The organism is Roseovarius sp. CH_XMU1461 (genome assembly GCF_037027165.1).
Taxonomy (GTDB): domain Bacteria; phylum Pseudomonadota; class Alphaproteobacteria; order Rhodobacterales; family Rhodobacteraceae; genus Roseovarius; species Roseovarius nubinhibens.
This window is the reverse complement of record NZ_JAYMDV010000001.1, coordinates 979,620-991,832: the sequence shown is the minus strand read 5'-3', so window position 1 is coordinate 991,832 and position 12,213 is coordinate 979,620. Positions and strand designations below refer to the sequence as shown.

Here is a 12,213-nt window from a genome sequence, read left to right as displayed (position 1 = left end):
GGTCTCTAGCTCTGACCGATGAAACAGGCGGTCTTTTCCGCCATGTCCTCGGCGCTCACTTCGCGGCGGAAAAACTCGACAAAGCCGGTCTCGGGCAGGGTCAGGTAAGTGAATGTCGAATGATCCACGAGGTAGAAATCCTCCTGACCGACCTCGGCGGGCTGTGCCTTGTAATAGGTGCGGTAGGCCTGGCTCGCCGCCTTGACCTGGGCCTCGCTGCCGGTCAGGCCGATCATCTTGGGATGCAGGAAATCGGTATATTCCGCCAGCACCTCGGGCGTGTCCCGCTTGGGGTCGATGGTGATAAAGATGGGCTGCACCTCGATGCCGCGCTCGGCGAGCATATCCACCGCCTCGGCATTGCGCGCCGCATCGAGAGGGCAGACATCGGGGCAGAACGTATAGCCGAAATAGATCAGCGACGGCTTGGTCAAGAGCGCGGCGCTGGTCACCTCGGTGCCGGTCTCGTCCACGAGGGTGAAGGGCCCGCCGATCTGATCGGCGCCGCCGGCCACCGACGAGGCCCCGCAAGAGGCCAGATCACCGCCCCGTCCCTTGGTCAGAAAATAGGTGACCCCAAGCACGATCGCGATGGTGCAGGCGGCCAGCACGGCTATGAAACGGGTCATGTCTGTCTCCGTGGACAAGAGGGAAGTCTGGGCAATGTCGTTCGACTGTGGCACATCTAAGCCATCACCGCTGGGTTGCAACGGGACAAAAGTGCGCAGATGGACAGCTTGCTGACGGCCGCCACCGGGCCAGAGACCCTGGGCCACTGGATTCGCCTGCGCACATTGGTTCTGCTGCGCTGGTGGGCGGTGTCCGGACAGATCGCCGCATTGGTGATCGGCCATCTTGCCTTTGATCTCGTCTTCGATGTCGGGCTTTGCTTTCTGGTGATCGGCGCCTCGGTGATCTCGAACCTCGCGGTCTCGCTGGTCTATCCGGCGACCAAACGGCTCAACGAGCCCGAGAACCTCCTCTTCGTGATGTTCGACCTCGTGCAGCTCGGGCTCATGCTCTACCTGACCGGCGGGCTCAACAACCCGTTCTCGATCCTCGTGGTCGGGCCGGTGATCGTCTCGGCCTCGTCGCTCTCGGCCCGCTCGACGATCTTCCTCGGGCTCACCGCCATCGCCATCGTCACCGTGCTCTTGTGGTTCAACGTGCCGCTGCAAACCGCGCAGGGGTTTGAACTCATCATGCCCGAGCTGTTTCGCGTGGGCTTTTGGTTCGCGCTGGTGATCGCGGTGATCTTTCTCGGCGTCTATTCGCGCTGGGTCGTGTCGGAAATGCACGCCATGTCCGACGCGCTACAGGCCACGCAAATGGCCCTCGCCCGCGAACAAAAGCTCACCGATCTGGGCGGCGTGGTCGCCGCCGCCGCGCATGAGCTCGGCACGCCCTTGGCCACGATCAAACTCACCAGCTCGGAATTGGCCGACGATCTGCCCGACGGCAGCGACGCGCGCGAGGACGCGCTCCTGATCCGCGAGCAGGCCGACCGCTGCCGCGACATCCTGCGCTCGATGGGCCGGGCTGGAAAGGACGATCTGCATCTGCGGCACACGCCCCTTGGCGCACTGGTCGAAGAGGCGGCCGAGCCGCATATGAACCGTGGCAAGACCGTGCTCGTGGAACATCGCGCCAATGACGCCACCGGCCAACAACCGATGGTGCAACGCCGCTCCGAAATCATTCACGGGCTGCGCAACCTGATCCAGAACGCGGTGGATTTCGCCGCCGATACCGTCTGGGTCGAGAGCCGCTGGGACGCCGACCGGATCACCCTGCGGATCATGGACAACGGGCCGGGCTATCCGCCGCATATGCTGGGCCGGATCGGCGATCCGTTCATGCGTCGCCGCGCCATGCCCTCCGACTGGCTGCGCCCGGAATATGAAGGCATGGGGCTCGGCCTCTTTATCGCCAAGACGTTGCTCGAACGCTCCGGCGCGGATCTGAGCTTTGCCAATGGCGTCGATTCCTTTGCCGCCGGGCATCGCAAATCGGCCCGCTCCGGCGCCTTTGTCGAGGTGAGCTGGCCGCGCGACCGGCTCGAAGCCGAGCCGGATCAGGCCCGCGCCGCGCTTGGGGAAAATCAGCCGATCTCGCGCTGAGCCACACAACCTCCGGGTGTTAACGACTTATTCACTATGATTGGCGAGGCTGCGGCGAGTTTGACCTAGCAACGGCCAGCCCATGACTTTGACCTATCTCACTTGGATCACCATCACCGCCACGGCGACCGCCACGGTCTGCCTTGTGCTCTATCTCGTCGCGCAATTGCCCAAACGGGCCCATGCGCTGGCTGGCCATGATCGCGGCGCGCCCCCCCGGTCGAGCGACGAGACGGTGTTTCTCTTCAAGGGCTCGGCGCTGATCGACACCGACCGCTGCAGCGCACCGACCCCGTCCGCCGAAACCTTCGACTGGGCCGCGTTTCGCCGCTGGCTCTTGCCCCGCTTCGCCGCGATCCCCGACATCCCCTCGATGATCGACGCACCCTCCGAGATTGCCGCGCGCGACGATCCCGCCGCCCGGCTGATCTTTGAACCCGGCCCGGAGGACAGCAACACGCTGCGCGTCCGGCTCCGCGATGCCGGGCTCTCCGACCCGTCGCAGCGCCATGAATTGCGGCTGCAAATGCTCACCGGGCTCACCCATATCGCCCAGACCCGCGATTGCCCCTATCCGCTATGGCGGCTCGATCTCACCGGGCGGATTCTCTGGCGCAACGCCGCCTGCGACAGCCGCTTCGAAGCGCTGAGCGATCTGCCACTGCCCGCCCCCGGCGAACGGCGCAACGATCAGGTCAGCCTGCGCAACCCGCTCAACATGGGCGAGGATTGCTTTGAAATCCACACCATCGCCCAACCCGACGGCTTTGCCCGCTACGCGATCGAAACCACCCGCGTCCGCACCGCCGAGGCGGCGCGCGTCGATTTCATCCAGACCCTGACCAAGACCTTCGCCTATCTCACCGTCGGGCTCGCCGTGTTCGACCAGCGGCGGCAATTGGTGCTGTTCAACCCGGCGCTCACCGATCTCACCCGGCTGCCGCCCGAATTCATGGCCACCAAGCCAAGCCTCAACGCGTTTTTCGACCGGCTCCGCGACGGCCATGTGATGCCCGAGCCGCGCGACTACACCGACTGGCGGCGGCAGATCGACGACATGCTGAGCAGCGCCGAAGACGGGCTCTACCAAGAGACCTGGTCGCTGCCCTCCAATGTCACCTACAAGGTCACCGGTCGTCCCCATCCCGATGGCGCAGTGGCGTTCTTTTTCGAGGACATCAGCGCCGATGTGCAGCAATCGCGCCGCCATCAATCCGAGATGAGCACCCGCGACGCGATGATCGAGGCGCTCGATCAGGCGGTGATGATCGTCTGCCCCGACGACCGGATCAGCCTGTGCAACTCGGCCTTCCGGCAGCTGGTGGGCATCGCCCCCGACCGGGCCCTGACCGATCTGCGGCTGACCGAGGCGCTCAAATCCGGGCAGGCCGAAATGCCCCACCCGCGATTCTGGAAAGAGCTGAACAAGCTCATCCGCACCACCAAGACCCGTGGCAGCCTCGGCCAAGGCCCGATCCTTGACGACCGCCCATTGGCGGCGCGGGTGCGGCGTCTGCCAGATGGCGGACGGATGGTGCTCATCGGCCCCGAAGACGGCACCGCGTTGGCGCTCTCGGCCTGATCCATCACGCCCGGACCGCATCTCGCGGTTGAAGCCGCCGGGCAGAGGTGTAGTGTCGCGCCATGAGTGACTTGGCGCGACATATCCGACTTTCCGACCCCGAGGCGACCGCGGCGCTGGCCCGTCGCCTCGCGGCGCATCTGCGGCCCGGCGACACGCTGCTGCTCAGCGGCCCGATCGGCGCCGGCAAGACCCATTTCGCCCGCGCCCTGATCACCGCGCGGCTCGATGCGCCCGAGGACATCCCCTCGCCCACCTTCACTCTGGTGCAGACCTATGACACCGCGGCGGGCGAAATCTGGCACGCCGATCTCTACCGGCTTTCCGACAGCAGCGAACTGGTCGAGCTCGGCCTCACCGACGCTTTCGAGAGCGCCATCTGCCTCGTCGAATGGCCCGACCGGCTTGGCCCGCTTGCCCCCGCTCACGCCCTGCGGATAGAGTTCAGCCCCGAGGGCTCCGAGGACGCCCGGATCGCCACGCTCGGCTGGTCCGGACCGCGCTGGGCCTTGGTTCTGGATGAGGTGACCGCCGAATGACACGCGACGACGCGCTGGCCGAATTCGCCGCCCGCATAGGCTGGCAAGAGGCCACATGGGTAACGGTGGCGGGCGACGCCTCGAACCGGCGCTACATGCGCCTGAACCGCCCCGAGGGCGAGACCGCGATCCTGATGGATGCCCCGCCCGACCGGGGCGAAGACGTGCGGCCCTTCATTCGCATCGCCGAATATCTCTGCGCCCAGGGGCTGAGCGCGCCGCGCATCCTGCACCGCGACACCGAGGCCGGGATGCTCCTGATCGAAGACTTGGGCGACGATCTTTTCGCGCGGGTCCTGACAGAGCAACCTGCGCTGGAAAACCGTCTCTATTCCGCCGCAACCGACGTGCTTTTGTCCCTGCACGAACGCCCCGCGCCCACAGATCTCGCACCCTATGATCTGCCCTTTATGGCCGATATGGCGGCGCTGGCCCATGATTGGTACGCCACGGGACTTGGCCGCGCGAATGCCGAGGCACGCACCCGCCTTCACAGCGCCATGGGTGACGCGCTGACGCCGCTCGACGGGCTCGATGCCGTGCTCATTCAGCGCGACTACCACGCCGAAAACCTGCTCTGGATGCCGCAGCGCGACGGGCTCGCCCGCGTCGGGCTGCTCGATTTTCAGGACGCGATGCGCGGCCACCGCGCCTATGATCTGGTGTCGCTCCTGCAAGACGCCCGCCGCGACGTGCCCGAGGCGACCGAAGCGGCGATGATTGCCCGCTATCTCGACGGCTGGGGCGGCGACGCCACCGCCTTCACCGCCGCCTATCGCGCGCTCGGCGCGCAGCGCAACCTGCGCATCATCGGCGTCTTCGCCCGGCTCTGCCTGCGCGACGGCAAACCGCATTATCTCGACTTCCTGCCCCGCGTCTGGACCTACCTGATGAGCGATCTCGACACGCCCGAATTGGCCGCGCTGCGGGCCGCCGTCACCGACCTCCTGCCGCCCCCCGACAGCGGCGCAATCGACAGGCTCCGGGCGCAATGCAGCTCGATGTGATGCTCTTTGCCGCCGGGTTCGGCACGCGGATGCGCCCGCTGACCGACACCCGCCCCAAGCCGCTCATCGACGTGGCCGGCAAACCCCTGCTCGACCATGCGCTCGACATCGTCCGCGCCGCGCCGCATCGCCGGATCGTGGTCAACAGCCACTATCTCGGCGATCAGATCGCCGCCCATCTGCACGGCCAGGACGTGGCCATCTCCCATGAGGCGGATCAGATCCTCGACACCGGCGGCGGGCTCAAGGCGGCGCTGCCGCTGCTGGGCGCGCCACAGGTGGCCACGCTCAACACCGATGCCATCTGGACCGGACCGAACCCGCTCGCCACCACCCTCGCCGCATGGCAGCCCGACCAGATGGACGCGCTGCTGCTCTGCCTGCCCGCCGAGAACGCCATCGGCCGTCAGGGCCCCGGCGATTTCACCCTCGACGCCGAAGGACGGATCAGCCGTGGCGGCCCCCTCGTCTATTCCGGGCTGCAAATCCTCAAGCCCGGCCTCGTCGCCGACCACCCCGGCGCGGTCTTCTCGCTCAACGCGGTCTGGGACCGGCTGATCGCCTCGGGCCGTGCCTATGGCACGCTCTTCCCCGGCCAATGGTGCGACGTCGGCCACCCCGGCGGCATTGCCGAGGCCGAGGCGCTCTTGCGAAAGCCCCGCGATGTTTGACCCTCAAGACAGCCCCCGCCTCTTCGGCCTGCCCCCCGGCGTCGACTTCAGCGCCGAGATGCTCGCCGGTCTGCGCGCGCGGCTCAAAACCCAGCCGCCAGAGGCCATGGCCCGCATCACACTCATCGTGAACACCCGCAAGATGGCCAAACGCCTGCGCCAGCTCTGCGACAGCGGGCCGGACATGATCCTGCCGCGCATCTGCACCCTTGCCAGCCTCGAAAGCGTCTGGCCCCTGCCCGGCCTCCCCGACGCCATGCCGCCCCTGCGGCGCAAGCTCGAACTGGCGCGGCTCATCTCCGCCCTGATCGACCGCGCCCCCGATCTCGCGCCGCGCTCGGCGCTTTTCGATCTCGCCGACAGCCTCGCCGGGCTGATGGACGAGATGCATGGCGAAGGCGTCGGCATGGATGCCATCGACGCGCTCGACATCGCCGATCAGTCGGGCCATTGGGCGCGGCTCAAATCCTTCCTCGCCATCACCCGTGATTTCGACGACCGCGACGATTGCCCCGGTGCCGAGGCCCGCAACCGTCTGGTGACCGAGGCGCTGCTCGCCCGCTGGCAGGCGGCACCGCCCCAAGGCCCGGTGATCCTCGCAGGCTCCACCGGCTCGCGCGGCACGACCCAGATGCTGATGCAGGCGGTCGCCGCCCTGCCCCAAGGCGCGGTGGTGCTACCCGGCTTCGACTATGACATGAGCGACAGCGCCTGGAACGCGCTCGAGGACCGGCTCGGCGGCGAGGATCACCCGCAATACCGGTTCCGCGCGCTGCTCGATCAGCTCGGCCTCGCGCCCACCGCTTTGCCCCGCTGGACCGAGACCGCCCCCGCCTGCCCGCCGCGCAATGCGGTGCTCTCGATGGCGCTGCGGCCCGCGCCGGTCACCGATCAATGGCGCTCTGAGGGGCCACTGCTCACAGAGATCCCCGAGGCGATGCAGGGCGTCACCCTGCTTGAGGCGCCGTCGCGCAGGACCGAGGCGCTCGCCATCGCCATGCGCCTGCGCGAGGCGGCCGAGGCCGGCACCCCCGCCGCGCTCATCACCCCCGACCGCGATCTGACGCGACAGGTCACCGCCGCGCTCGACCGCTGGCGCATCCTGCCCGACGACAGCGCCGGCACGCCGCTGCACCGCACCGCGCAGGGCCGCTTTCTGCGCCATGTCGCGGCGCTGATGACCGAGCGGCTCTCGACCGAGCTGCTGCTGACCCTGCTCAAACACCCGCTGACCCATGCCGGGGCCGACCGCGGCGCGCATCTGCGGCTCGCACGCGAACTGGAACTGCATCTGCGCCGCAAAGGCCTGCCCTTCCCCGATCACGACGCAATCACCACCTGGTGCGCCGCGAAACCCGAAGAACGCCAGAGCTGGTGCGACTGGCTCGGCGACACCTTCCTCGCAGGCGACCTGCCGGGCAGCCATCCGCTGCCCGCGCTGGCCGCGCATCACCGCGCTCTCGCCCGCCGCATCGCCTGGGGCAGCACCCCGGGCGAGGACTGGCCGCCAAGCTGGAGCGATCCGCTGCTGACCCCCGCCGGACCGCAGAGCCTCGCCGTGCTGGACGAGCTCGCCCTCCACGGCCCCCATGGCGGCCCCGCCAGCGCGGTGGATTTCGGCAATCTCTTGCAAAACCTCCTCTCCTCCGGCGAGGTGCGCAGCGCCGAACGCGCTGATCCGCTGATCCGCATCTGGGGCACGATCGAGGCCCGCGTGCAGGGGGCCGAGCTGATCATCCTCGCCGGTCTCAACGAAGGCAGCTGGCCGGAAACCCCCGGCCATGATCCCTGGCTTAACCGGGCGCTGCGCAAACAGGCCGGGCTCTTGCTCCCCGAGCGCCGCATCGGCCTTGCCGCCCATGACTTCCAACAGGCCGCCCTCGGCCCAGAGGTCTGGATCACCCGCGCCGTGCGCAATGACGAGGCCGAAACCGTGGTGTCGCGCTGGCTCAACCGGCTGCAAAACCTGCTCTCCGGCCTGCCCGATCAGGGCGGCGTCGCCGCGCTCGACGGCATGCGCGCCCGAGGCAAGGCCTGGCTCGACCGCGTGGATCAGCTTGAGGCGGTGACCGCCACCGCCCCCGAACCGCGCCCCGCCCCCTGCCCGCCGCGCGCCGCGCGGCCGTCGCGGCTCTCGGTCACCGCGATCAAACGGCTGATCCGCGACCCTTACGCGATCTACGCCCGCCACGTCCTCGGCCTTTCCGCCCTCAACCCGGTGCAGCGGGTGCCCGACGCGCTGATGCGCGGCAACGCGCTGCATGATGTGCTCGAACGTTTCATCATTGAGACCCGCGACGACGACAGCGCCGTCACCGTGGCGCGGCTCATGCGCATCGCAGACGAAGAACTGGCGGCACAGGTGCCTTGGGCCCAGACCCGGATGCAATGGCGCGCCCGGCTCGAACGGGTGGCCGACGGCTTTGTCGCGGATGAGCTGGCACGCCGCGCCGTCGCCCGCCCCGCCGCGCTCGAGATTTCGACAAAGGGCACCCTGCCCGCGCTCGGCTTTACCCTCACCGCCAAGGCCGACCGGCTCGACGTCACCCCCGATGGCAAGGTGATGATCTATGATTACAAGACCGGCACGCCGCCCAGCGCCAAGGAACAGGAATTCTTCGACCGTCAGCTCCTGCTCGAGGCGGCGCTGACCGAGACCTTCGGCTGGGAAAATTTCGGCGCCGCCCCGGTGCTGCGCGCCGCCTATATCGGGCTCGGCGCCAAAGCGGGCGAGCTCGACGCGCCTTTGGAGGACCTCAGCCCCACCGACACCTGGGCGCAGCTGGCTGAACTCATCGGCGCCTATATGCAGCCCGACAAGGGCTTTGTCTCGCGCCGCGCCCTGCAAAAGGCCGAGGATGTCGGAGATTACGATCAGCTCGCCCGCTATGGCGAATGGACGCTGGCCGATGATCCGGTCCCGATTGCGCTGGAGCTTCCCGATGGATGACGCCACCCGCCGCCAGATCGACGCGGCCCGCCCGGATTTCTCCACATGGCTCTCGGCCAACGCCGGCTCGGGCAAGACCCGCGTGCTCACCGACCGGGTGGCGCGGCTGCTGCTCGCCGATGTGAACCCGCAAAATATCCTCTGCCTCACCTATACCAAGGCGGCGGCGAGCGAGATGCAGAACCGGCTGTTCCAACGGCTCGGGGCCTGGGCGATGCTGCCCGACGCGGAGCTGCGCGAAGAGCTGCGCCAGCTCGGCGTCGATGCCGTCATCGACGATCTGCCGCTGACCAAGGCGCGCCGCCTCTTTGCCACCGCCATCGAGACCCCGGGCGGTCTGCGCATCCAGACGATCCACTCCTTCTGCGCCGCGCTGCTGCGCCGCTTCCCGCTCGAGGCGGGCGTCACGCCGCAGTTCACCGAGATGGACGACCGCACCGCCGACACCCTGCGCAGCGACGTGGTCGAAGAGATCGCGCTCGGTTCTGACGCCGCGCTGCTCCGCGATCTGGTGAGCTATTATTCCGGCGACGATCTCGACAAGCTCTTGCGCGAAATCCTCGGCAAGCGCGATCAGCTCATGGGCAGTCCCGATCTCTGCGCGGCCCTCGGCCTGCCCGCCGGGGCCGACCGTACCACAATCACCTCGCGCGTATTCTTGGGCGGCGAAGACGCGCTTCTGGCCGAGCTGATCACCGGCCTGCGCAGCGGCGGCAAACAGGACGCGACCCATTGCGACCGGCTGTCATCGCTCGGACCGCTCGACATCACCGCGCTGCCGGTGCTCGAATCCGTTTTTCTGACGGGGGCTGCGGCCAAGGAATCCTTTACCGCCAAGCTCGGCAAATTTCCGACCAAGGCGGCCCAACCCGCCATCGCCCATATTCAGCCCCAGCTCGACGATTTCATGCGCCGGGTCGAGGACACGCGCGACATGCGCTGCGCATTGATGACGCTGGAAAAGACCCAAGTGCTCTACGGCTTCGCCCGCCGCTTCATCACCGCCTATGACGCGGCGAAACTGCACCGGGGCCTGCTCGATTTCGACGATCTGATCACCAAGACCCGCGATCTTCTCACCGATCCTGCGGTGGCGGAATGGGTGCTCTTCCGGCTCGACGGTGGCATCGACCATATCCTCGTCGACGAGGCGCAGGACACCAGCCCGACCCAATGGCAGGTGATCAGCCAGCTCGCCCAGGAACTCACCAGCGGCGCCGGAAGCCGCTCTGACCGGCCGCGCACCGTCTTTGTCGTGGGCGACAAGAAACAGTCGATCTACTCCTTCCAGGGCGCCGACCCCCGCGCCTTTGACGAGATGCGCGACCTCTTCGACGAGAGGCTCGCCCATTCCAACGCGCCGCTCGCCTCACGGGTGCTCGAACATTCCTTCCGCTCGTCTTCGGCGGTGCTCGACGTGGTAGATGCCACCTTTGACGGCGCGGGCGAGGCCGGGTTTTCCGCCGATCAGCGCCACATCGCCTTTCACCACGCCCTGCCCGGCCGGGTCGATCTCTGGCCGCCGCTGGACAAACCCGAGCGCCCCGAAGACCCGCCTTGGTACATGCCGGTCGACATCCGCGCCGAGAACGATCCCGCCGTTCTCTTGGCCGAAGAGATCGCCGCCCAGATCGATCAGATGGTGCGCACTCGCCAGCCGATCCCCGATGGTAACGGCTGGCGCGCCGTGACGCCGGGCGATGTGCTCATCCTCGTGCAATCGCGCACCCGGCCAATCTTCAACGAGGTGATCCGCGCCTGCAAGGCGCGCGGCCTGCCCGTTGCCGGGGCCGACCGTCTGCGGCTCGGGGGTGAATTGGCGGTGCGCGACATCTGCGCGCTGCTCTCCTTCCTCGCCACGCCCGAGGACGACCTGTCGCTCGCCACCGCCCTGCGCTCGCCGCTCTTTGGCTGGTCGGAACAGGATCTCTTTGCCCTCGCCCAGCCGCGCGGCGGCAAATATCTCTGGCAGGCGCTGCGCGACCGGGCCGAGGCCTATCCCGAGACGCTCGCCATCCTCACCGATCTGCGCGATCAGACCGATTTCCTGCGCCCCTATGATCTCATCGAACGGGTGCTGACCCGCCATGACGGGCGCGCCCGGCTGCTGTCGCGGCTGGGCCACGAGGCCGAGGACGGGATCGACGCGCTCCTGGCGCAATCCCTCGCCTTTGAACGCGCCGCGGTCGATAGTCTCACCGGCTTTCTGGTCTGGATGGAACAGGATGATCTCGAGATCAAACGCCAGCTCGACAGCGCCGGCGACCTCATTCGCGTGATGACCGTGCATGGTGCCAAGGGGCTCGAGGCCCCGGTGGTGATCCTGCCCGACACCACCAAGCGCCGCCCGCCGCAGGGCGCGTCCCTCCTCGCCTCGCCCGAGGCCGCCTTCTGGCGTCCGCTCGCCGCCGAACTGCCCGCCGCGCTGCGCACGCTCGACAGCGACAAGAAAGACGCCGAACGGGCCGAACGCGACCGGCTGCTCTATGTCGCCATGACCCGGGCCGAGAAATGGCTGATCGTCGCGGCGGCGGGCGACACCGGCACGGATCGCGACAGCTGGCACAGCCAAATTGCCGAGGGCATGGCCCGCGTCGGCGGCTCTGACGCGATGTTCCCCACCGGTCAGGGCCTACGCGTCGAACGCGGCGATTGGGGTGTAACAGTGCCTGATATGACCACTGATGGCACCACGGCCCCGGCCCCCCTCGCCGCCCATTTCGCCCAGCCCGCCCCGCGCGGCACCCTGCCCAGCGCCCCGCTCACCCCGAGCGACCTGCCCGGGCCCAAGGCGCTCGCCGGCGAGGCGGGCCGCGACACCGACACCGCCCTGCGCGAGGGCCGGCTCTTGCACGCGCTGCTCGAACATCTCCCCGCGCTCGATCCCTCCGATCACCCGCGCCTCGCCGCCGATCTCGCCCGCGCCGAGGAGATGCCCGACGCCACACCCTGGCTCAGCCTCGCCGCCACGCTCATTGCCAACCCCGATCTTGCGCCGATCTTCGGCCCCGACACGCTCGCCGAAGTGCCGCTGAGCGCCACCCTGCCCGAGCTTGGGAATCGCCGCTTTCACGGCATCATCGACCGGCTGCGCATCGCCCCCGATCACGTGCTCGCGGTGGATTTCAAATCCAACCAGGTGATCCCCGCCACGCCCGAGGCAACGCCGCTTGGCATCCTGCGCCAGATGGGGGCCTATCGCGCCATGCTCTCGCGGATCTACCCGGATCGGCGGATCGACACCGCAATCCTGTGGACCCATAGTGGGTCACTGATGCCACTCCCACACGATCTGGTGATTAACGCTTTCGACAGCACGGTCCTGCCTTGACCTTCCCGGGGGC

At 68.0% G+C, this 12,213-nt stretch carries 8 protein-coding genes; 7 read left to right on the top strand and 1 reads right to left on the bottom strand.

What is annotated here, in order from left to right; translation table 11 throughout:
- Positions 1–5: 5 nt before the first annotated feature.
- A complete protein-coding gene (locus WA237_RS04720; RefSeq protein ID WP_336096852.1) occupies positions 6–629 on the bottom strand; it encodes an SCO family protein in 624 nt (207 codons plus the stop codon).
- 99 nt (positions 630–728) lie between these two features.
- Here WA237_RS04720 and regB point away from each other — a divergent pair, with 99 nt between their 5' ends.
- The 7 genes from regB to addA all read left to right on the top strand — a co-directional run bounded on the left by regB (position 729) and on the right by addA (position 12,200).
- The gene (regB, locus tag WA237_RS04715; protein WP_336096851.1) at positions 729–2,120 is read left to right on the top strand and encodes a sensor histidine kinase RegB; all 1,392 of its coding nucleotides are present in this window, start codon (positions 729–731) and stop codon (positions 2,118–2,120) included.
- 82 nt (positions 2,121–2,202) lie between these two features.
- The gene (locus tag WA237_RS04710) at positions 2,203–3,702 is read left to right on the top strand and encodes a PAS-domain containing protein (protein WP_336096850.1); all 1,500 of its coding nucleotides are present in this window, start codon (positions 2,203–2,205) and stop codon (positions 3,700–3,702) included.
- A gap of 62 nt (positions 3,703–3,764) precedes the next feature.
- Complete coding sequence (gene tsaE, locus WA237_RS04705; protein ID WP_216015413.1) at positions 3,765–4,241, top strand: tRNA (adenosine(37)-N6)-threonylcarbamoyltransferase complex ATPase subunit type 1 TsaE; 477 nt, start codon at positions 3,765–3,767, stop codon at positions 4,239–4,241.
- Entirely contained in the window at positions 4,238–5,248 is a 1,011-nt protein-coding gene (locus WA237_RS04700) for an aminoglycoside phosphotransferase family protein (protein ID WP_336096849.1), read from the top strand. The genes tsaE and WA237_RS04700 overlap by 4 nt, the downstream gene beginning before the upstream one ends.
- Positions 5,233–5,919 carry a nucleotidyltransferase family protein gene (locus WA237_RS04695; RefSeq protein WP_336096848.1) on the top strand — a complete coding sequence of 229 codons (687 nt, stop codon included), beginning with the start codon at positions 5,233–5,235 and terminating at the stop codon, positions 5,917–5,919. The genes WA237_RS04700 and WA237_RS04695 overlap by 16 nt, the downstream gene beginning before the upstream one ends.
- A complete protein-coding gene (addB, locus tag WA237_RS04690) occupies positions 5,912–8,869 on the top strand; it encodes a double-strand break repair protein AddB (protein WP_336096847.1) in 2,958 nt (985 codons plus the stop codon). The genes WA237_RS04695 and addB overlap by 8 nt, the downstream gene beginning before the upstream one ends.
- Positions 8,829–12,200 (top strand): double-strand break repair helicase AddA, encoded by a 3,372-nt coding sequence (gene addA / locus WA237_RS04685; RefSeq protein ID WP_336096846.1) that lies wholly within the window; start codon positions 8,829–8,831, stop codon positions 12,198–12,200. Before addB ends, addA begins: the two co-directional genes overlap by 41 nt.
- Positions 12,201–12,213: the final 13 nt, after the last annotated feature.

Bases quoted from the DNA above. Each gene is read 5' to 3' on its own strand.
- addB (WP_336096847.1), top strand. From the start codon at position 5,912: ATGTTTGACCCTCAAGACAGCCCCCGCCTCTTCGGCCTGCCCCCCGGC.
- WA237_RS04700 (WP_336096849.1), top strand. From the start codon at position 4,238: ATGACACGCGACGACGCGCTGGCCGAATTCGCCGCCCGCATAGGCTGG.
- addA (WP_336096846.1), top strand. From the start codon at position 8,829: ATGATCCGGTCCCGATTGCGCTGGAGCTTCCCGATGGATGACGCCACC.
- regB (WP_336096851.1), top strand. From the start codon at position 729: ATGGACAGCTTGCTGACGGCCGCCACCGGGCCAGAGACCCTGGGCCAC.
- tsaE (WP_216015413.1), top strand. From the start codon at position 3,765: ATGAGTGACTTGGCGCGACATATCCGACTTTCCGACCCCGAGGCGACC.
- WA237_RS04710 (WP_336096850.1), top strand. From the start codon at position 2,203: ATGACTTTGACCTATCTCACTTGGATCACCATCACCGCCACGGCGACC.
- WA237_RS04720 (WP_336096852.1), bottom strand. From the start codon at position 629: ATGACCCGTTTCATAGCCGTGCTGGCCGCCTGCACCATCGCGATCGTG.
- WA237_RS04695 (WP_336096848.1), top strand. From the start codon at position 5,233: ATGCAGCTCGATGTGATGCTCTTTGCCGCCGGGTTCGGCACGCGGATG.